Origin of the sequence: Shewanella sp. ECSMB14102, assembly GCF_000813075.1 — a bacterium.
Classification (GTDB): domain Bacteria; phylum Pseudomonadota; class Gammaproteobacteria; order Enterobacterales; family Shewanellaceae; genus Shewanella; species Shewanella indica.
Genome location: NZ_JWGX01000008.1, coordinates 14972 through 36304, shown reverse-complemented (window position 1 = coordinate 36304; position 21333 = coordinate 14972). Strand labels below are relative to the sequence as shown.

Annotated in this window: 18 protein-coding genes and 5 tRNA genes; 19 read left to right on the top strand and 4 right to left on the bottom strand. The window is 53.1% G+C overall.

Annotation, left to right across the window (positions count from 1 at the left end; translation table 11 throughout):
- Window positions 1-201 precede the first annotated feature (201 nt).
- Both RC73_RS03625 and RC73_RS03620 read left to right on the top strand, forming a co-directional pair.
- A complete protein-coding gene (locus tag RC73_RS03625) occupies window positions 202-1704 on the top strand; it encodes an alkaline phosphatase (RefSeq protein ID WP_039033363.1) in 1503 nt (500 codons plus the stop codon).
- 14 nt (window positions 1705-1718) lie between these two features.
- A complete protein-coding gene (locus RC73_RS03620) occupies window positions 1719-3356 on the top strand; it encodes an alkaline phosphatase (protein ID WP_039033362.1) in 1638 nt (545 codons plus the stop codon).
- 43 nt (window positions 3357-3399) lie between these two features.
- Here the strand turns inward: RC73_RS03620 and RC73_RS21365 are convergent, their stop codons facing one another.
- Window positions 3400-3525, bottom strand: coding sequence for a hypothetical protein (locus RC73_RS21365; protein ID WP_267959611.1), 126 nt, complete (start codon window positions 3523-3525; stop codon window positions 3400-3402).
- 102 nt (window positions 3526-3627) lie between these two features.
- Here RC73_RS21365 and RC73_RS03615 point away from each other — a divergent pair, with 102 nt between their 5' ends.
- A complete protein-coding gene (locus tag RC73_RS03615; protein ID WP_200887984.1) occupies window positions 3628-4416 on the top strand; it encodes a hypothetical protein in 789 nt (262 codons plus the stop codon).
- 50 nt (window positions 4417-4466) lie between these two features.
- Here the strand turns inward: RC73_RS03615 and ppx are convergent, their stop codons facing one another.
- Both ppx and ppk1 read right to left on the bottom strand, forming a co-directional pair.
- Complete coding sequence (ppx, locus tag RC73_RS03610) at window positions 4467-5957, bottom strand: exopolyphosphatase (protein WP_039033451.1); 1491 nt, start codon at window positions 5955-5957, stop codon at window positions 4467-4469.
- A 19-nt stretch (window positions 5958-5976) separates the two neighbouring features.
- Window positions 5977-8109, bottom strand: a complete 2133-nt coding sequence (gene ppk1 / locus RC73_RS03605) for a polyphosphate kinase 1 (protein WP_052247975.1) — start codon at window positions 8107-8109, stop codon at window positions 5977-5979.
- Between the two features lie 467 nt (window positions 8110-8576).
- Here ppk1 and yegD point away from each other — a divergent pair, with 467 nt between their 5' ends.
- Entirely contained in the window at window positions 8577-9950 is a 1374-nt protein-coding gene (gene yegD, locus RC73_RS03600) for a molecular chaperone (RefSeq protein WP_039033360.1), read from the top strand.
- 29 nt (window positions 9951-9979) lie between these two features.
- Window positions 9980-10468, top strand: coding sequence for a CreA family protein (locus RC73_RS03595; protein ID WP_039033359.1), 489 nt, complete (start codon window positions 9980-9982; stop codon window positions 10466-10468).
- Between the two features lie 126 nt (window positions 10469-10594).
- On the opposite strand, the gene RC73_RS03590 is transcribed toward RC73_RS03595, so the two are convergent.
- A complete protein-coding gene (locus RC73_RS03590; RefSeq protein ID WP_039033358.1) occupies window positions 10595-11014 on the bottom strand; it encodes a hypothetical protein in 420 nt (139 codons plus the stop codon).
- 640 nt (window positions 11015-11654) lie between these two features.
- Between RC73_RS03590 and RC73_RS03585 the strand changes: the two genes are divergently transcribed.
- From RC73_RS03585 to RC73_RS03520, 14 genes are all read left to right on the top strand, one after another.
- Window positions 11655-13832 (top strand): prolyl oligopeptidase family serine peptidase, encoded by a 2178-nt coding sequence (locus tag RC73_RS03585; protein WP_039033357.1) that lies wholly within the window; start codon window positions 11655-11657, stop codon window positions 13830-13832.
- Between the two features lie 128 nt (window positions 13833-13960).
- Window positions 13961-14362, top strand: a complete 402-nt coding sequence (gene ybgC / locus RC73_RS03580) for a tol-pal system-associated acyl-CoA thioesterase (RefSeq protein ID WP_039033356.1) — start codon at window positions 13961-13963, stop codon at window positions 14360-14362.
- Window positions 14352-15041 (top strand): protein TolQ, encoded by a 690-nt coding sequence (gene tolQ, locus RC73_RS03575; RefSeq protein WP_025011953.1) that lies wholly within the window; start codon window positions 14352-14354, stop codon window positions 15039-15041. The genes ybgC and tolQ overlap by 11 nt, the downstream gene beginning before the upstream one ends.
- The gene (gene tolR / locus RC73_RS03570; protein WP_039033355.1) at window positions 15038-15475 is read left to right on the top strand and encodes a protein TolR; all 438 of its coding nucleotides are present in this window, start codon (window positions 15038-15040) and stop codon (window positions 15473-15475) included. Before tolQ ends, tolR begins: the two co-directional genes overlap by 4 nt.
- Complete coding sequence (gene tolA, locus RC73_RS03565) at window positions 15476-16435, top strand: cell envelope integrity protein TolA (RefSeq protein WP_039033354.1); 960 nt, start codon at window positions 15476-15478, stop codon at window positions 16433-16435.
- A 9-nt stretch (window positions 16436-16444) separates the two neighbouring features.
- Window positions 16445-17770 carry a Tol-Pal system beta propeller repeat protein TolB gene (tolB, locus tag RC73_RS03560; RefSeq protein WP_039033353.1) on the top strand — a complete coding sequence of 442 codons (1326 nt, stop codon included), beginning with the start codon at window positions 16445-16447 and terminating at the stop codon, window positions 17768-17770.
- Between the two features lie 24 nt (window positions 17771-17794).
- The gene (gene pal / locus RC73_RS03555; protein WP_039033352.1) at window positions 17795-18334 is read left to right on the top strand and encodes a peptidoglycan-associated lipoprotein Pal; all 540 of its coding nucleotides are present in this window, start codon (window positions 17795-17797) and stop codon (window positions 18332-18334) included.
- A 26-nt stretch (window positions 18335-18360) separates the two neighbouring features.
- Window positions 18361-19089, top strand: a complete 729-nt coding sequence (gene ybgF, locus RC73_RS03550; RefSeq protein WP_039033351.1) for a tol-pal system protein YbgF — start codon at window positions 18361-18363, stop codon at window positions 19087-19089.
- Between the two features lie 137 nt (window positions 19090-19226).
- Window positions 19227-19302 (top strand) — tRNA-Lys (locus tag RC73_RS03545).
- Between the two features lie 27 nt (window positions 19303-19329).
- A tRNA-Lys gene (locus tag RC73_RS03540) sits at window positions 19330-19405 on the top strand.
- A gap of 34 nt (window positions 19406-19439) precedes the next feature.
- Window positions 19440-19515: transfer RNA gene (locus RC73_RS03535), tRNA-Lys, on the top strand.
- Window positions 19516-19544: 29 nt separating this feature from the next.
- A tRNA-Lys gene (locus RC73_RS03530) sits at window positions 19545-19620 on the top strand.
- A gap of 19 nt (window positions 19621-19639) precedes the next feature.
- Window positions 19640-19715: transfer RNA gene (locus tag RC73_RS03525), tRNA-Lys, on the top strand.
- Window positions 19716-19933: 218 nt separating this feature from the next.
- Window positions 19934-21103, top strand: a complete 1170-nt coding sequence (locus RC73_RS03520) for a DcaP family trimeric outer membrane transporter (protein WP_039033350.1) — start codon at window positions 19934-19936, stop codon at window positions 21101-21103.
- Window positions 21104-21333 lie beyond the last annotated feature (230 nt).

The window sequence follows — 21333 nt, the reverse complement described above, 5'->3', positions numbered from 1 at the left end:
ACAAACAGCAGCCTTCCCCCACTCAATACCCATTCAGGTTTCTTGGCCAAAAAAAAACAGCTTTTTCTTTAATTTGTGCCGTCCAGACAAAGCCCTTCACATAACTGCAATCTTGATTAACCAAATCTGTCATCTGGATCTTAGACAATCAGGCCGCTCTACCTTTACTTGCGACCAATTTACTTCAACCCAATACGGATGATGAAAGTGATGAAAAATAGATTAGCTGCGTTGATCTCTTGCAGCCTGGTAACCATGGCGGCCAACAGCGCCGTGTTACCCAGTGTTCAAACTGACAGCCATTGGTATAAGGAAAGCGCTCAGCGCGTGTCAGACAAGGCTACATTAGAATCAAAAGCAAAAGCCAAAAATGTGATTTTGTTTGTCGGTGACGGCATGGGGATCTCCACTTTGACTGCCGCGCGTATCTTCCAAGGGCAGCAGATAGCCGGTAACCAGGGCGGTGAAGAGAACTTCCTGAGTTTTGAGAAGTTTGATCATACCGCATTGATCAAGACCTATAACACCAACCAGCAAACACCGGACAGTGCCGGCACCATGACGGCCATTGCGACTGGGGTAAAGTCCAAAGCGGGGGTGATTTCGGTATCCGAACAGAGCCTTCGTGGCAACTGCCTGTCATCCAAAGGTAATGAGCTGGTGACTCTGGTGGATCTGGCCAATGCCAAAGGCTTATCTACCGGTGTGGTGAGCACTGCACGTATCACCCACGCCACCCCGGCAGCAACCTATGCCCATAGCCCGGAGCGCGACTGGGAATCTGACGCCAAGCTGCCTGCCGAAGCGGTAGCCAACGAGTGTAAAGATATCGCCTACCAGATGGTGATGCGCGATAAAGACAATGCCCTGTCAGTCGCCCTGGGCGGCGGTCGCCGCGCCTTTATTCCTGAAACCGTGACTGATGGCGAGAACAAGAAAGGGCAACGTAAGGATGGCCTGGACTTGACCAAGGCTTGGGTCGACAACCTGGACAACGCCGCCTATGTGTGGAACAGCACGGAGTTTGACGCCATAGATGCCGGCACCACAGATCACCTGCTGGGCTTGTTCAACTCCTCCCACATGGAATATGAAGCGGACCGCGCCGATGATGTGGGCGGTGAACCTTCATTGACCCAGATGACAGCGAAATCCATCGAGATTTTGCAGAAGAACGACAAGGGCTATCTGCTGATTGTCGAGTCGGGTCGTATCGACCATGGTCACCACGCCGGTAACGCCAAGCGCGCCCTGGCCGATGCGGTGGAACTCTCCAACGCCGTTAAGGCGGCGGTAGAAAACACCAACCCGGAAGAGACGCTCATTCTGGTCACCGCCGACCACAGCCACGTGTTCACCATCGCAGGTTATCCGAAGCGGGGTAACCCTATTCTGGGTCTGGTACACGGCGTAGACGGAAACCTTTCTACTGCCCTTGACGGCAAGCCATACACTACCTTGGGTTACACCAATGGCCCGGGCGCCGTTGTGGGGAACCGTGACGACCTAACCTCAGTGGACACTCAAGACAAAGACTTTATCCAACAAGCTCTTATTCCTATGGGAAGTGAAACCCACGCCGGTGAAGACATCAGTCTGCACGCCACAGGCCCCGGCGCCAATCTGGTGCAGGGTGTAATGGAGCAGAACGTGATTTTCCACATTATCAATCAAGCCCAAGAGCTTGGCGGTACTAAGTATTAATTGGGAGCAAGGAAATGAATAAGAAATTACTGGTACTGTCTTTGGCCGCGATTCTCGGCCTGGCGGCCTGTGGAAGTGACGGTGATAACGGCAAGGACGGCAACGCAGGCACTCCGGGCACAGATGGAAGCAACGGCAGTGACGGAAAAGACTGGACCGCCGTTAATCAATGGTATGTCGATGGTCAAAACCGCGTCACCAAGGCGTCCAATATGAGCAATAACACCCAGGCGGGTGCGGCGAAAAACATCATCTTGTTTGTCGGTGATGGCATGGGCGTTTCAACTGTGACAGCGGCGCGGATCCTCGATGGTCAGCTCAAGGGGCAAACCGGAGAGGAAAACTCACTTTCCTTTGAGACTCTGCCTTATCTTGGCCTGGCCAAGACTTATAATGTCGATGGTCAAACCCCGGATTCGGCCGGCACCATGACGGCCATGGTCACCGGGGTGAAGACGGACGTTGGCGTGATCTCACAGGCTGAAGGTGTTGAGCGCGGCGTTTGTTCTTCCACCAGGGGTCAAAACCTGGCGACTTCGCTGGAACTGGCCGCCATGGCGGGTATGGCTACCGGTGTGGTTTCGACCGCACGTATCACTCACGCTACCCCGGCTGCCACTTATGCCCATGTGCCGGATCGCGACTGGGAAGCGGACAGCAACTTGCCGGCCGAAGCCGTCAGCAACGGCTGTAAAGACATTGCCGCCCAGATGCTGGACTTCAATAACGGCAAAGGGATCAATGTGGTTATGGGCGGTGGTCGCCGCGCCTTTATTCCCAAAACCACTATCGATCCAGAAGGCAAAGCGGGTAAGCGTAACGATGGTCGCGATCTGACCGCCGAGTGGTTGTCTCAGTACTCCAATGCCAGTTACGTTACCGACCGCGACAGTTTCCTGGCGATGGATACCGGCACCACAGAGCATGCGCTGGGGCTGTTTAATTCCTCTCACATGGAATATGACTACGACAGAGTCGAGGCTGGCGTTACCGGCGAGCCTTCTCTGGCAGAGATGACGGCCAAGAGTATCGATATTCTGAAAAAGAACGACAAAGGCTTTGTCCTGATCGTTGAAGCCGGTCGTATCGACCATGCTCACCATGCCGGTAATGCGGCCCGCGCTCTGTACGACACCATAGCCTTGTCTGAGGCGGTACGTATCGCCATGGAGAAGACCTCGGCCAATGACACCTTGCTGATGGTTACTGCTGACCACAGCCATGTGTTCACCATCGCCGGCTATCCGACCCGAGGTAATCCTATCCTGGGTCTGGTGAAGAGTAACGACGCCAACGGTCAGCCGTCGGTCACCAACTCTACCGATGCCAACGGCATGCCTTATACCACTGTTGGTTATGCCAATGGTCTGGGCTTTGGCTCGCTGGCGACCGGTGGCGATGAGCGATACAACTATGCCGCCGAGCCTGGACGCGTGGATCTGAACTACATAGACACCCAGAGTGTGGGGTTCCATCAGGAAGCATTGGTGCCGCTGGCAAGTGAAACCCATGCCGGTGAAGATGTGGCCATCTTCGCTCGCGGCCCGGGTGCCAGTCTGGTTCAGGGTACGGTTGAGCAGAACCACATCTTCCATGTGATGAACTTTGCCGGTGATTTGGTTAAAAAGGCCGAGGCCGCCGCGGCGCAATAAAGTTTAGCGTTTCGCAGCCTGATGCCCCTGCTTATCCTTAGTTTCAGGCAGGGTGCCAGGCTGCTTCTTTGGTTTTAGTCTTTTGTTTTAGAGTCATATCAGTAGGTTTATTATGTCCCGTGTAACATTCAAGCCAGCGTTTCCCTTTTTTTCCCGCGTAGCGCTTCATATCGCTCCTCGCACAGCTCATTGCACAGCCCCTCGCGTTCTTTGTCGCCCACTCACGTTTTCACTCGCTTTGGGGCTCACAGCTTCGCTGGGGCAGTTTGCCATGGCCAATACCCAGTCTGCCAGCAACCAGCCAGGCAGCCAGGAGCACGCCCATGTCAAAGCGGGCGGCTCAATTGGCAATGATGCTAATGTTTGTGCCGCCAAACCCGGCCGTTTTCAAGCCAGCTATCAGATCACTGTTGGCAGTGGTGAGCAGGCCAGGCAGCAGCAACTGATCCTGACGCGCTTTGACGATACCATCATCTATCAACGCAGCCCTGTCAGCTATGAGGCTTGGCATAAAAATGGCGAGTATGTGCGTTATTTCCCCCAGGAGAAACGCTCTATCAGCTATCGCCGCGGCGATCTCTTGGCGCTGAACATTCGCACCGATCTCGATAGGCAGTTTCATCTGATATCGCCTGCAGCCTTGAGTCAATTTGAAAAGGGCCAAAGCCTGCAAGATAGCTGCTTCACCCGTCAGAGCTATTCCTTTAAGAGCAAGGGTCATGAAGAAAACCATAGTCACGCGAACAAAAGCGCCACCGAGCAGCAGTCTATGCAACTGAGCTGGATAAGCGAGTTGGAACTGCCGGCCGAGATGACCATTACTCAAGGTGAGCAGCATATTGTTTATCGGCTCAGCAAACTGACGCCTGTGAGCCAGGAGAGTTTCAAGCGGCTTACCTCAGGTTTCCAGGATCTCGACTTTGCCGATGTGGGCGACAGTGAGTCTGACCCTTTTATTGCCAAGATGATCACCCAGGGCTTTATTCAACATGGCAGCTCAGGCTTCTACTCGGCAGATGGGCAGCAGCTTGAAGGTGGGCATCACAGCCACAGTCATTGATTAACCCCAGCCATTAATTAACCACAGTTACGGATATAAGAAGAGCCTAGTCACACATCGACATAACTTATCTGCAGCTCAAAGCCCAACTGGGCGAGCTGCTTTTGCTCCCGCTGCAAGTCTTTGGCAAACAGGCTGATACGTTGACGCGGTTCGGGCAGGCTTATCTGCATCCCTGTTGCCGTGGGTTTTACCCGGGTGATTTTCAAGCTGCGGGCGATACGGCCGAGATTCAGCAGTACGGCGAGCCGCAGCAGCGCCATTAGGCGGATGAGGCGTAATTTCTGAGCGGGCTCCAGTTGTGCCAGCGCCTCCAGGTTGGGTTTCTTGCGCTGGTTGCCAATCAGCAGTGCCAACAGCTGTTGCTGCTCTTGGCTGAAACCGGGCAGGTCGCTATTGGCTATGATGTAGGCACCGTGTTTGTGGTGAGCGCGGGAGTTGATATGGATCCCTATCTCATGCAGTTTCACCGCATGTTCCAGCAGGGCGCGCCAGGACTCGAGTTGCCAACCGTCGGCCACGGCATCAAACAGCTGTTTGGCCGAAGTGGCCACCTTGGCGGCATGGTTCAAGTCCACATGATAGAGTTTGGCCATGCTTTGGACGGTGCGGCCGCTGACATCACCGAATTGGCTGATCCCGGCAAGTTCGTAAAGTACGCCTTCGCGCAGTGCCCCTTGAGCAAACTGCAACTCGGTGACCGGCAGCCTCTTGAAGAAACTGATCAAGATAGCCAGCCCAGCCGGTAGCAAAGGTGCACGTTTGCTGTCCACCTGCGGCAGTTCAATCTGATCCACATGACCCCAGCTGAGCAACTGCTGTTTTAACTGCTTGAGCCTGGGCAGAGTGATGGTTTCATCGTTGAAGAAGTGCTGCATCGCTTCGCAGATGGCCTTGACACTGCCTGAGCTGCCGAGAGTGAGGTCCCAATGGCCGCTGAAATATTCCTTGGCCAGCGAGGCAAACTGTTTATCGGCCGCTGCCTGGGCGGCGCGAAAGTTCTCCAACGTCAGCTTACCGTCGACAAAGTATTTCTGGTTATAACTGACGCAACCACAGCGCAGGCTCGAGAGTATCTGCGCCTGAGTCTTTTGGCCAAGCACCACCTCGGTGGAGCCTCCACCGATATCTATGATGAGGTTGCGCTGTGCCAGCTCCTGGCTGTGGGCTATGCCCTTGTAGATAAGGCGCGCCTCTTCATGGCCGGATACCACTTCGACCGGGTAGGGCATAATGGCCCTGGCAGCCTCGATAAAGGCCTCACGGTTACGGGCGACTCTCAGAGTGTGGGTGGCCACCAGTCTGACTCTGGCCTGATCCAGAGTAGAAAACCTGAGGTTGAAATCCTTGAGGCAGGCGAGACCGCGCGCTATGGCGTCATTATCCAGCCTGTTGTCCCGATCTAGCCCCTCGGCCAACTGTACCAGACGTTTCTCTTTATGCAGGATCTGAATGCTGCCATCCTGCTCGCGGGCTATCACCAGATGAAAGCTGTTGGAGCCCATATCCACGGCGACAAAATGCTTGGGTGTTGCAGTCAAGGTGGTCCTCATTTTGCTATTACTTCGGTTCCTGGGGTTGGGTCAGATCCAGTTGCCGCTGTTTTTCGTAGTTGCCCAGATACTGATGTATGGCTATCTGGGATCTTACCTTACGCTTGTTACCCCGCTTACGGTAGGGGCTGGATTGATCTTTGTTGATCACCCGCGCCTTGATGTTGTCGGCAAATTGCAGCGCCAGGGTATCGAGGATCATCTGTTTGAGAGCGGGATCATAAACCGGAGTGCTGACTTCAATACGGTTATCGATATTACGTCCCATCCAGTCGGCAGAGCAGAGAAAGAGTTTGTTTTCGCCGCCTGAGTGAAACAGCATTACCCGCGAGTGCTCGAGGAATCTGTCCACTATGCTGAAGACCTCAATATTGTTGCTGATCCCGGGAATATTGGGAATAAGCGCGCACATGCCGCGAATAAGCAGACGGATTTTGACGCCGGCGCTGGAAGCCTCGTACAGCTTTTGGATCATCGCCTCATCCACCAGATTATTGAGCTTGAGGGTGATGGCGGCCTTGATGCCGCTTTGGGCATTGATGATCTCCTGTTCGATAAGGCCGGTCAGCTTCTGGCGCGCATCATAGGGAGAGACTATCAGGTGCTGGAAATTATCTCGTCTGTAGGGGTGCTCAATCAACTCAAATACCTGTTCTATCTCGGCGGTAATTTCCTGATTGGCGGTAAACAGCGAAAGGTCGGTATACACCCTGGCCGTGCCCTCGTTGAAGTTGCCTGAGCCAATATGGCCATAGAGTCGAATGGCGCCGGCTTCTTCGCGGCCGATAAGGCACATCTTGGCATGAACCTTCAAACTTGGGATCCCATGGTGTACCTTGACACCAGCCTCGGCCAGCACCCGACTCCACTCGATATTGGCCTGCTCATCGAAACGGGCCCTGAGCTCAATCACAGTGGTGACCTGTTTGCCGTTCTTCACCGCATCTATCAGCGACTGGATGATATGGGACTTTCTTGCGACCCGATAGAGGCTGATTTTGATGAACTTGACGGCAGGATCATAGGCCGCCTGGCGCACCAGCTCGGTAAAGTGGGAAAACTTGTGATAGGGGTAATAAAGCATGATATCGCCGCGGCGAATGGCGTCAAACTTGTTGGCACAGACACTGAATCCGGCCGAGTCCAGTGCCGGAAGCTTGTCGTTTTCCAGGTATTTGCGCCCTGGATTGGGAAAGCCGATAAAGTCCTTGAAGCTGTGGTAACGGCCTCCGGGGATCAGGCACTCGGTATTGGAGATATTCAGCTGCGCCGTAAGCATGCTCAGCATATGCTCCGGCATCTCTTTGTCATACACCAGACGCACAGGCTCGGCGGTGAGGCGCTTTTTCAGTCCCTTGGTGAGCTTTTCCAGTTGGCTCTGTTCCAGCTCATCGGTGAGATCGAAGTCGGCGTCGCGGGTCAGCTTCATGGAGAAGACTTCGATCTCTTCATATTCGAAGAAGGGGGCGAATAGCTCATCGACACAGTGCCTTATTATGTTATCGAGCAAGATCAAATGCTTGCGGCGCTTTGAGGTTTCTGCCGGCAGTTGGATGAAACGTGGCACATTCTTGGTGGGCACTTCCACAAGGGCGTACTGACGTTTTTCCCGGCTGTATAGGCATACCGCCAGATAAGTGGTGTCATCGTTGAGTTGTTTGAACAGTTCGGAACGGTTACTGAGGATAAGCGGCGTGATGTGGCGCTTGAGCTGATCCTTGAAGTGCTTTTTCAGCCATTGGCTATGAAAGTCGCTCAGTTGTTTCTCATTGATGAGAAAGATGCTGTGTCTTGCCAGTTCCCGCATTAACTCGCCGTAAATGGCATCGAAACGCTCTTGCAGTATCAAGACCTTGGTCTGGATCTTGGCCATCAAATGGCGACTGGAGTTGCGACCTTCCTGCAGGCTGGATAACAGAATCGAGCGGCGCACCGCAGCAACCCTAACCCGGAAGAACTCATCCATGTTGTTGGAAAATATGCCCAGAAAGCGAACCCGTTCCACCAGAGGAACCAGAGGATCGGCCGCTTCCTGCAAGACTCTTTCATTGAAAGACAGCCAGGAAAGCTCCTTATCCAGAGAAAATTTTTCGACGGACGGTGACACGGCAAAGACTCCTCGTGAGCAGACGCCGGGCATAGATAAAGCCCGGCAGATATACAATAACACTCCGATATCCGCTTGTAATCAGAGAATAAAGGCGGGGCGCAGTTTCAGGGTTTTACGCTATTTGGGCCCGGCTCAGGTTTGAATTCGGGGTTGCGCCGGCGCTAAGGAAGGTGCGAACAATTCCCATCTGTGCTCCGCGTCGGCTTACAGACCTGGATGCAAGGCGTGGTTCCAGCAAATGGTTTTAGTCCTTTGTCCTTTGCCAGAACGCAAGAAGCGTTCCCTAAGGGTAGAGCGAATTTATGTCGAAAGAATGACAATCCCCTACTTTGGTCAAAGAGAGCGATATTGACGATTGGGTTTTCTGCCCTGCTTATGCTATGTTGCGCTCTTTTTTCTCGGCCGGTTTCCTGGCCGGGAGCGGGCGCTGAGGCTTTGTCTTCAAAGCAAAAAGCGGCGCCCTGGCCACTTCGAGCCAGCGAAAGCAGGAGGACGGAATGTTTGCAGGTTTTGACTATGGCAGTGCCAACTGCGCTATTGGCGTGATGGAGGAGGGCCAGACCCGGCTTTTGCCTCTGGCCGAGGATGGCAACTATATGCCGTCGACCATTTATGCCATGGAGCGGGAACTCATTTCCGAATCTGTGCTGCAGCGCTTGCCTTTGGCGGCCCAGGCTGATTTCAAACCCAAACGCGCCGCCGAGTTGAGTCGCGCCAGAATCGCGCGCTTGGAGCTGGATTTACTTGCCAATGAGCAAGCGGTATTCATCGGCAATCAGGCGATTGAAACCTATATGGAGATGCCGGAAGAGGGCTTCTATGTTCGCTCACCCAAGTCATTCCTTGGCGCTTCGGGCCTGCTCAGCAATCAGATGGCGTTGTTTGAAGATATCGTCACCTTGATGATGCAGGAAATTCATACCCGGGCGCAGCAGAGCCTGAAACAGGCGATTTCCCAGGTGGTGATAGGGCGCCCGGTTAACTTTCAGGGCATTGGCGGCGAGCAAAGCAACAAGCAAGCCGAGGCTATTTTGACCCAAGGGGCCCGGCGCGCCGGGTTCACCGATGTGGCCTTTCTGTATGAGCCTATGGCAGCTGCCCTTGAGTTTGAGTCGACACTCACCCGGGAGCAGCGGGTGCTGGTGGTGGATATTGGCGGCGGCACCAGCGACTGCTCGTTTGTGCGCATGGGGCCTGAGCTTAAAGACAAGAAAGATCGCAGTGACGACTGCCTGGGCCACAGTGGTCAAAGGGTAGGGGGTAACGATCTGGATATCGCCCTGGCGATGGCCGGTTTTATGCCGCACTTGGGGCTCGGCAGTGCGCTGATCACAGGCAAGCCTATGCCAAGGCAGCCTTTCTGGAATGCGGTCGCCGTCAACGATGTCAGTGCCCAGCGGGAATTCTCTGCCTTGAGTAGTCGCAAGTTGATTGAGGAGCTGCAACGGGATGCCAAAGAGCAGGCGAAACTTGCGCGCTTATTAAAGGTGCAAAAAGATCAGCTGGGTTATCGTTTGGTGCGCAGTGCCGAGCAGCTTAAAATCGCCCTGAGTGACAGTAAGCAAGCCGCTATGGATATAGGTTTTGTCGAAGCGCCCAAACCGCAGCCTTTGATGGTGAATGTTGATGCCGCCACCTTTGTGGCCGCCATTGATGAATCGCTTGAAACTGTGCACAAGCTCATCACCCAGGCTTTGGCGGAAGGGGGATGTCAGCCGGATGTCATTTATCTCACAGGTGGCAGCGCCAAGAGCCCGTATATTACCGAGCAGATCCGCGCGCGTTTCCCGGATGTGACTTTGGTCAGTGGCGACCACTTCGGCTCTGTGGTGGCCGGCTTGACCCGTTGGGCTGAGCGCCTGTACCGTTAAATTGCACTTTAATTGAAAGAGGATTCTTCATGGCACTGAAAAAAACGCCACTCTTGGCCGCCTTGGTTGCTACTGTGGCGACAAGCTTGCTCGCCGGGTGTGGCGATGATGTCGGTAAGGTCAGCCTGGGCGTATTCACCACCAAAGATGTGATCATAGATGCCAAGACAGATCCCAAACTGCCCGGTGTTACTTGTCATATCAGCCGCATAGAGGCCAATTTGGATTTTGCCGATCCATCTGATATGAGTATCAGCTGTCGCCAGACCGGGCCGATAACCAAGGCGCAACTGGCCGGTATCGAACTGGGTAAGAAGGGCGAGATAGTGTTTACCGAGTCCTTGAGCATCTTGTTCAAAAGCCTCAAGGTGAGGCGTATCTATGACAGTGAACACCAGACACTCCTGTATCTGTCTTATTCCACCAAGGAAACCAACGGCAGTCACAAGCACGCCCTGTCCACTGTGCCGCTGTGGGGAACCGACGCTTACGAGCCAAGGTCACAGGCGCTAAACTGATAATTCCGGGGGCAGATAAGAATCACCTGGGAATAGGCTTTTTCTTCTTTTTCATTGCATTGTCATACACAGAGGCGGTGATGGTTAGAAGGAGACTTAGTCTGTTCCTTGTTCAGCTAGTCTGAATTAATTAGAGTCAAGGATATCAGCCCTTTGATTCTGCTTTATGCCTCGCCATAGCAGCTGACCACCGAGTATCAGCACCAACATAATCACGGGCCCACCGACAGCATAATCGTTCAAGGCGATCATCGGCGGTAACTGGACCGTGTCTTGGTATGATGCATCGGAAACTATGATCAGAAGCGCCAAACCTGCTGCCGCCAACAAGGCGATACCGCTTGAGCGGCGCCAGTTACGGCGGCGGTTGAGAAAACCGGCGAGGGTGAGACTAACAGCCGCCAGCAAGGCACCAAAGATAACCATAAAGTATTTTGCCGGTTGTTGCTCCGGCAGGCTCTGGAAGGCACCAAAAATACAGACATAAGCCGAAAATGCGCCAACCAGCAGTAATAGGTGAGCAAACAGTAAACGTAGCAGTGACATACGGGTCCTTGTTGTCTTTGGAAAAGTTGATTTCAGAGCTAGGTGCCGTATCCGCGGTGTGGCTCAGCAAAGCGCGTAGGGCTTATAAGGTTTTGCAAATCAAACCTTCAAAAAGAGATTAAAACATAAAAAAAAGCCCGCTTGAAACAAGCGGGCCGCAAAAAATAAAATCATTGCAATCAACAAATTGAAGGAAGGAAGTCAAGCATAAGAACCAGGGAAAACTGCCATGAAAGCTACACAACAGTTTTGAAGTTCTTGGTTTTCATATTTACCGGGGTAAATACTTCCTGAAAACGAGGCATATTTTAGTGACAGAATGTGTCAGCAACAAGCGAGAAAAACTACGTCATGAGATAAGTAAAACTAATGTCACAAAGGTGATGTAAATCACGTAAATGCAGTTATAGCCCGTGTTTCGCTTCTTTACTCAATGTGGCTGCATAAATCTGCAATTTATATAATTAATCCTTGTTGCCGTTTTATTAACATTTGTCATTGTTCAATCCTTGCACAGATTGCAATTTGACGATTGTGTCGGTTTTTTTTGCTTGTATAGTACTTTGCAAGTCGCTGCGTTTGCATTTTTTTGCTAAAACGCCGCTGTACGCCTCTTTATTTAGTCGGACAGGAAGTTTCCATGACAATAACTACAAAATTGGCTCGCCCTATGCTGTTGGCTGTAGGCTTGAGCCTGGCGCTCGGCGCCTGCCAGAGCACAGATACCCCAAATGGCCAGAGTTCGCTGGCTGCTGTTAAATCCCAGTATCCGGCGACCCGCGCCGAAGTGCTGGTTGAAAACATTCACGGTGTTCAGGTTGCCGATCCTTATCGCCACCTGGAAGAAAGCACCCCGGAAACAGAAGCCTGGGTTAAGGCTCAGCAAGCTTTTGGACAGGAGTATCTGTCGGCTATCCCCAACAAACAGGCGGTAGTCGACAGGATCACCACCCTGTGGAACTACGAAAAAATCTCTGCCCCTTTTGAAAAGGGTGACAACACCTTCTACTACCGCAATGACGGCCTGCAGGCCCAGTCAGTGCTCTATGTTAAAGACAAGCAGGGGAATGAGAAGGTGTTGCTGGATCCCAACGCTTTCTCCGACAAGGGCACAGTTGCCCTGTCAGGTGTGTCAGTGAGTGACGATGGCAAGGTGCTGGCCTATGGTGTCTCTGAGTCCGGCTCCGACTGGCAACAGTGGCAGTTTATGGATATTGCCAGCGGCAAGCTGCTCAGCGACAAACTGGAGTGGATCAAATTCTCCTCTGCCGTGTGGGATCACGCCAATGAAGGCGTATTCTATGCCCGTTATGATGCCCCGGCCGGCGGAGACAAGATGGCCGATGTCAACTTCAATCAGAAGGTTTACTACCATAAGCTGGGCACAGATCAGAGCCAGGACAAGCTGGTTTATGAAAGACCGCAAAACAAGGACTGGGGCTTTGGTATTGGAGTCTCTGAAGACGGTGACTATCTGTTGCTGTCCATCTCCCAGGGAACTGACAGCCGCAACCGCTTCTTCTATAAGTCACTCAAAGATCCAAAAGCGGAAGTGGTTGAGCTGATTTCCGAGTTGGAAGCCGAGTACAGCTTTATCGGTAACGACAAGTCAGTGTTCTACTTCAAGACAGATCTCGATGCCCCCAACGGCAAAGTGATTGCCATAGATTTGCGCCACCCGGCCAAAAAAGACTGGAAGACAGTGATCCCTGAGACAAAGGACCCTATCGCCAGTGTTGGTATCATTAATGATCACCTGGTGGTGAGCTCACTGCATGACGTGCTGGGGCAGCTGTCCATCTACTCCATGGGCGGCGTCAAGCGCCAGGACGTGACTCTGCCGGGTAAAGGCAAGATTGCCGGCCCATACGGCAAACGCAGTAAAGACTACTTCTATTACACCTTCAACAGCTATGTGCAGCCGCAGACCACCTATAAGTTTGACTTCAAGACAGGTGAGTCCGAGCTGTACCAGAGCCCTAAAATCGCCTTTAATCCGGATGATTACGTATCCGAGCAGGTGTTCTACACCAGCAAGGACGGTACCAAGGTGCCCATGATGCTGTCCTACAAGAAAGGGCTGAAGAAAGACGGCACCAACCCGACACTCCTGTACGCCTATGGTGGTTTTGCCATCTCCATGACCCCAAGGTTCAGCCCGGCCAATATCGCCTGGTTGGATATGGGCGGCATCTATGCTGTGCCCAGCCTGCGTGGCGGCGCCGAATATGGTGAGAGCTGGCACCAGGCAGGTATGTTCGACAAGAAGCAAAATGTGTTTGATGACTATTTTGCCGCTGCCGAATACCTGCTGGATCAGGGCTATACCAACAAGAGCAAACTTGGCGCTTATGGCCGCAGTAACGGTGGCCTGTTGATGGGGGCCGCCGTAACCCAAAGACCGGATCTGTTTGCTGCCGTACTGCCCGCCGTAGGGGTACTGGATATGCTCAGATTCCACAAGTTCACCATAGGCTGGGCCTGGACCAGTGAATATGGCAGTGCCGACAATGCCGAGCAGTTCCCGGCGCTGCTGGCTTACTCGCCATATCACAACGTCAAGTCTCAGGCTTATCCTGCGACTATGGTGATGACAGCCGATCATGATGACAGGGTGGTGCCGCTGCACAGCTTCAAGTTTGCCGCCATGATGCAGGCCAAGCAGCAGGGGGATCAGCCGGTTATCATGCGTATCGAGTCCAATGCTGGTCACGGCGCAGGTAAACCCACGGCGATGAAGATAGATGAAGCGGCGGATATCTTCACCTTCCTGTGGCACAACTTTGGCTTGACCCTGCCGAGTAAAATCGACGGTTAAGCTTAAGTTAAGCCTTGAAAAAATAAACTGGGGCCTGCGGGCCCCTTTGCTTTTTCCGCCATTCACAAGCGGATTGTGGATAAGGTATAGTAGGCCTCACTTTTGGCGCATTAAAAGCAAGTGGAAGCATGTTTCGTTGGCCTATCACTGTCTATTATGAAGACACAGACGCGGGTGGGGTGGTTTACCATTCCAACTATTTGAAATTTTTTGAAAGAGCCCGAAGTGAGTGGCTCAGATCTATGTCGGTGAGCCAAACCGCTCTGTTGCAGCAGGATATCGCCTTTGTGGTACGCCGCGCCGAGCTGGATTTCTGCAAGGCGGCGCGATTTGAGCAGAACCTTTGGGTGGAAACCCGTGTCTCAGAAGTGAAGCGGGCATCTTTGGTGTTTGAACAGCGCCTGGTAGATGCCGAGGGTGAGTGTTATTGCGCGGCCAGCATTCTGGTTGCCTGTATTTCACTCAAGCGCATGCGGCCACTGGCCATTCCCCAACACATATTGCAGGAGTTTAAAAAAGGTGGAAGCTGAGATTTCGTTTATTGGATTGTTCATGCAGGCCAGTTTGTTGGTAAAACTGGTGATGCTCACCTTATTGTCTCTGTCTATCGCGTCCTGGGCTGTGATTATCCAGAGGCGCAAACTCCTGAAAGCGGCCAGGCAAAATGCCGAACGCTTCGAAGAGAAGTTTTGGTCCGGTGTGGATCTCAATCGTTTGTACCAGGAGCTGTCGGCCCGCCAGGAAAGCAACTCAGGGCTTGAGTCCATGTTTGTATCCGGCTTCAAGGAATACGCCCGCCTGTCGAAACTGAACGGCCGGGTGCCAGAAGCCATTATGGATGGCAGCTACCGCGCCATGCGGATCTCTCTCTCCAAAGAGTTGGATAAGCTGGAAACCCATCTGCCACTCTTGGCAACCATAGGCTCTACCAGTCCCTATATCGGCCTGTTTGGTACAGTTTGGGGGATCATGAACTCCTTTATCGCCTTGGGCGCGGTGGAAAATGCCACTCTGGCCATGGTGGCACCGGGTATTGCCGAAGCGCTTATTGCTACCGCCATGGGCCTGTTCGCCGCCATTCCTGCGGTTATCGCCTACAACAGATTCTCTACTCAGGTGGAAAAGGTCGAGTCTTCCTACGCCAACTTTATGGAAGAGTTCTCCGGCATATTGCACCGTCAGGCATACAGCGATAAGGAAGCCGTATGATGCAGGGATATCAGCGCAAGCGGCGTCGCCCCGTCGCTGAAATCAATGTGGTGCCCTATATCGACGTGATGTTGGTGCTGTTGATCATCTTTATGGTGACGGCGCCGATTGTGACTCAAGGGGTGAAGGTGGACTTGCCTCAGGGTGAGGCCGAACCGCTGCCCGCCGACAGCAAGCCGCCAGTGGTGGCCTCTATCAATGCCGAGGGTGAGTATTTTCTCGACTTGGGTGGCTCACCCAATAATGAGGTGCTGGATCTGGAAGAGATCAGCACCCGGGTCAGCGCCATCATTAAGATGGAGCCGGATCGCCCCGTGGTGGTCAAGGGCGATCGCGCTATTCCCTACGAACGGGTAATCCAACTGATGGTGTTGCTGCAACATGCCGGCGTGCCTTCGGTCGGTTTGATGACAGATTCGCCAGAGGAGAAGTAAGTGGCTGGGAAATCTGATTTTACTGTCCCCTTTATCATCTCAGCTGTGCTGCATATTGGGGTTATTGCGATTCTGGCCATGGGCGTGGACTTTCAGGACAAACCCAAATTGCCGACACCACAGGCCCAGTCTGCGCCTGTGCAGGCCGTGGTGGTCGATCAGCAGAAAGTGGATGACTATGTCCAGAAGCTGAAACAGGACAAGGCCGACGCCGAGCGCCGCGAGCGCGAACGGCAGCAGGAACTGGATCGCCAGGCCAATGAGGCCAAAAAGGCCCGCGAGCAGGAGCAGGAACGGATCCGCAAACTCGAAGCCGAGCGCAAGCAAAAAGAACTGGAGACCCAGAAAGCTGCCGACGCTGCCAAAGTTGCCAAGCTGAAAGAGCAGCAGGAGAAAGAAAAGGCCCAGAAAGCCGAGGCCGAGCGTAAGGCCAAGGAGCAGCAGCGTAAGGAAGCCGAAGAGGCCGCTCTTAAGGCAGAGCAGAAACGCAAGGCTGAAGAAGCAGCCGCCAAAAAAGCGGAAGAGGAGCGCAAACGCAAAGAAGCTGAACGTAAGGCCAAAGAAGAAGCCGAGCGTAAACGCAAGGCCGAGGAAGAGGCCCGTCGCCGTCAGGAGCAGGAGTTGGCCGATGCGCTGGCCGCCGAGCAAGCCGCCTTGTCGGCGACTCGCAATCGTCAGGTTATGAGTGAAGTCGACCGTTATCGAGCGATGATCACCGCCACTATTCAGCGCAATCTGGTAGTGGACGAGTCGATGCGCGGCAGAGTCTGTAAGGTCAAGGTGCGTCTGGCCAAAGATGGCTTTGTTACCAACAGCCAGATCATCGAAGGGGATCCTGTGGTATGTCGCGCCGCCAAGGCCGCCATCAATAAAGCCGGGCGTTTGCCGGTTTCCCAGGAGCCCGATGTGTATCAGCTGATGAAAGAGATTAATTTAGAAGTTAGACCGGAATTCAACTAAGGGAGCCCCATGAAACGAATTGCCAAGAGTCTTATCTGTTTGCTGGCCGTGCTGGTGCTGCCGGCCAAGGCGGCACTGGATATAGTGATCACCGAAGGGGTGGACGCCGCGCGTCCCATTGCCGTGGTGCCATTTGTTTGGCAGGGCGCCGGGCCGGCCCCAGAGTCGATTTCGGATGTAGTGATGTCCGATTTGACCCGCAGCGGTACTTTCAAGCCATTGGATGAATTGTCACTGGGTCAGCGTGCCATCAGCAAGATGGACGAGTTCAATGCCGCCGCCTGGAAGAATGTTTCTGCCGAAGCCGTGGTGATGGGCTATGTGAAACCCTATGGCGCCGGTAAGTATCTGGTGAGCTTTGACCTGGTGGACTTGGTCAAGGCGCAGATGCAGTCCGGTGGCCCTCAGTCCCGCAGCGAACTCTTGCTGGATAGCCGCGAAACCGTTATCAGCGAAGCGCAATTTCGCCAGTATGCTCACAGGATCAGTGACATAGTTTATGAGAAACTGACCGGGATCCGCGGTGCCTTCCTGACTCGTATCGCCTATGTGGTGGTCAATCACCAGGAGAAAAACCCTTACCGCCTGATGATTGCCGACTACGATGGCTACAACGAACAGATGCTGCTGCGCTCGCCTGAGCCTTTGATGTCTCCGGCCTGGTCTCCGGACGGGCGTAAGCTGGCCTATGTCAGTTTCGAAAACAAAAAGGCCGAAGTGTTTGTCCAGGATATCTACAGTCAGAGCCGCACCAAGGTTACCAGTTTTCCCGGTATCAACGGCTCGCCAAGCTTTTCGCCCGATGGGACTAAGCTGGCGCTGACTCTGTCCCGCGACGGTCAACCTGAGGTCTATGTAGTAGAGATTGCCACAGGCGCGCTCAAGCGGATCACCAACCACTATGCCATTGATACTGAAGCCACTTGGTTCCCCGATGGTAAGTCGCTGCTGTTCACTTCCGAGCGGGGTGGCAGGCCCCAGCTATATCAGGTAGAGTTGGCCTCAGGCAAGGTGACCCGCCTGACATTCGAAGGCGAGTGGAACCTGGGGGGAACTGTGACCCCTGATGGCCGCAGTATGATTTTCGTCAACAGAACCAACGGCAAATACAATATTGCCCGTATGGATCTGCAGACGCGTTTTATGCAGGTGTTGACCTCAACCCGGCTCGATGAATCACCCAGTGTTGCCCCTAACGGCACCATGGTGATTTATGGCACCACCTATAACGGCAAGCAGGTGCTGGCAGCGGTATCTGTCGATGGCCGCTTCAAGGCGCGGTTGCCTGTGGGGCAGGGTGAGGTGAAATCACCCGCTTGGTCACCGTTTCTATAACTTATATTTCAGAAGGATAACATGATGGATCTCAACAAGTTGTTTAAGGCAATCGCAATCGCTGTGCCATTACTGGCTCTGGGTGCCTGTAGCTCAACTTCAGAATCAGAAACGGACGCCAGCGGTTCGACAACTTCCGGCAGTGAGTACGGTAGTGGTGCCGGCGGTGTGGAAATCGGGGGTGCCAATCCGGTGCTGAGCCCTGAAGAACAGCAGCGCCTCAAGTTCCAGGAACTGCGTAAAGAACACGTCATCTACTTTGATTTTGACCGCAGTGAAGTGCAGACAGAATTTGCTGAAATTCTGGAAGCCCACGGCACTTATCTGGTTGAACACCCTAACGTACGCGTGTTGATCGAAGGCCACGCCGACGAGCGCGGTACGCCTGAGTATAACATAGCTCTGGGTGAGCGCCGCGCTAAGGCGGTAGCCAAGTACCTGCAGGGTATGGGCGTACTGCCAAGCCAGATGAGCATTGTCAGCTATGGTGAAGAGAAGCCGTTGGATATGAGCCACACAGACGAAGGTTTTGCCAAGAACCGTCGCGCTGTGCTGGTGTACTGATCCCGGCATTAGAGGGATATTGAAGAATGAAGAAAGCCGTTATTATCACGGCCATGCTTCTGGGAACTGGGGTCGCTTATGCGGCCCCAGCGCCCGTTGAAGACATTGGTGGCGGTTCCAGTGAGGATCGCATCGCCCGCCTTGAGCGGATCATCAAAGCCCGTCAGCAAGCCGAGTTTGAGACCATGCGCAGAATGGATACCCTGCAGCAAGAGGTGCTGGAACTCAGAGGCCTGACCGAACAACAGAACTATCAGATCAACCAGATGCTGCAGCGTCAGCGCCAGCTCTATGACGAAATCGCCAACCTGCAGAGCAAGCCGGCGGCGCCCGCCGTCAGTCAAACCTCATCCAATCTGGTGGCCAGTTCGTCTTTGTCCGAGACCGACAGTTATCAAAGGGCGGTCGACCTGGTACTGAAAGAGCGTCAGTACGACGCTGCAATTCCGGCATTTCGTGACTTTATCAAGCAGTATCCCAATTCGGGCTTTGCCGATAACGCCAACTATTGGCTCGGGCAACTGCTCTATAATAAGAATGAATTTGCCGAAGCCAAAACTGCGTTTGCCAATGTGGTCGATAACTTTAAAGAATCGGGTAAGCGGGCCGACAGTCTAGTTAAACTTGGGCTGATTGCCGAAAAAACCGGTGATAAAACGGCGGCGAAGAACTACTATCAGCAAGTGGTGAAACAGTACGCAAACAGCGCTGCAGCAAGGATTGCACAGCAGCAATTGGCGGCAATTAAACCATGATTTAACTAAAAAACATCCGCCCAGTTTGTTTTTCATGCAAACAACAAAAAATCGGGAATTTACACTTGCATGAGAATCACAAAGCGGTATTATAGGCGCCCTCAGCACGGCATGGCCTGCTGAGGCGAAACTTGAATGGGTCGTTAGCTCAGTCGGTAGAGCAGTTGGCTTTTAACCAATTGGTCGAAGGTTCGAATCCTTCACGACCCACCAAATTCATGTTTCGTAAACCTTTTTAGTGGGTCGTTAGCTCAGTCGGTAGAGCAGTTGGCTTTTAACCAATTGGTCGAAGGTTCGAATCCTTCACGACCCACCACTGATTTATTGCGGTCTGCCTCGGCAGTTATGTTGGGTCGTTAGCTCAGTCGGTAGAGCAGTTGGCTTTTAACCAATTGGTCGAAGGTTCGAATCCTTCACGACCCACCATTTGCCTGAGAATAGGGTGACACCCAGGTGGGTCGTTAGCTCAGTCGGTAGAGCAGTTGGCTTTTAACCAATTGGTCGAAGGTTCGAATCCTTCACGACCCACCACTGAATGCTCCATCTGTATGGGTCGTTAGCTCAGTCGGTAGAGCAGTTGGCTTTTAACCAATTGGTCGAAGGTTCGAATCCTTCACGACCCACCATTCAGAATTCCTTCTGCAAAATATTAAGTCTGTTATTCCCAAACCACAAAAATAATCAAGCTAATTTAGCTAACACTTTTCTACTTTTGTCTTATAGACCTATTGCCAATGTTTCAATTCTGTTAAACATCGGATAGTGCTTCTTGCTAGCTCAATCTGTCTCGGCTGTTGTGCGTTTTGCCGGGTGGATTGGCATAACAACAAGGAGACAATCCAAGATGAAACAAGCAAGACTCACCGGGGTGTGTGCAGCAACCCTTTTGGTACTGGGCGGTTTGGGGACGGCTCAGGCATCGGTATTGGACAAGACTGATATGCAGTTTGGCGGTTATCTCAAAGCCGATATCATGTTCAGCGATTACAGTAATGGTGCGCCCGACTCCAACAACGTCTCACGTCAGTTTTACGTACCCGGCGCCATCTATGGGGTAGATGGCAACGGCAAGCAGGTGACCGACTTCCAGGCACGGGAAACCCGTTTTAACTTCAAGACGGTAACAGATCTTGACGGCCATACTCTCACCGGCTTTATTGAGCTGGACTTCATGACTCATACCGATGGTGATGAGCGGGTATCCAACAGCTATTCACCGCGGATTCGTCATGCCTTTATCAGCTATGACAACTGGACCATAGGCCAGACCTGGACCACTTTTATGAACCCGGGGGCACTGCCGGAAAACCTCGACTTTGTCGGCGCCACCGAAGGTACGCCCTTTGCCCGTCAGGCGCAGCTGAGATACAGCAATGGTGGCTTTCAAATCGCCATTGAAAACCCGGAAACCACTATTACTCCCTATGGCGGTGGCAGCCGGATCACCAGTGGCAATGGGGTAATGCCGGATCTTATCGCCCGTTATAACTTTAAGACCTCAGGTGGCGCCAGTTTCTCTGTAATGGGGATGCTGAGGCAACTTGAGCTTGAGACCCGTATCGCCAATCAGGACATAGACAGCACTGAGCTCGGCTATGGCGCCAGCGTGGCCGGGATCATTCCTGTGGGCCGTGATGATATCCGTTTCACCGCCACCTATGGCGAAGGCCTGGGCCGCTATGTGGCGCTCAACTTTGCCAATGGCGCGGTACTGGACAACAACAACGATCTGCAGGCGATAGAATCCTACTCAGGTTTTGTGTCTTATCGTCATTGGTGGAACGAGCAGTGGCGCTCAAGCTTTACCTTGTCCGCTTTCAGCGCCGATAACGATGTGTCTCTGACCGGAGGCAGCGCCAACAAAGAATCCTATTCAGGTTATATCAACCTGCTTTACTCGCCGGTGAAGGCTCTGACCTTTGGGGTAGAGTATATGTATGCCAAGAACGAGCGGGAAAACGGCACAGATGGTGAGCTTAACCGGGTCACCTTCTCAGCCAAATACGTGCTCTAACCTTTGTTGCGACCGGGAGCTGTGACGCCCTATTTATAACTCCCTATTTATACTCTTAGCCAAGCCACCTCAGGGTGGCTTGCTTTTTAACTCTGGCCCTAAATATCCCGGCAATGGCGAAATCTGCCTCAAAGGTTTAGGAGCTGTAATAAATGACATGGTTTTCCTTTATTGCCAAATCCCGTCCTCGGGGGCCATCAACGGCATAAACGGGCTATGACCGGTTTCGT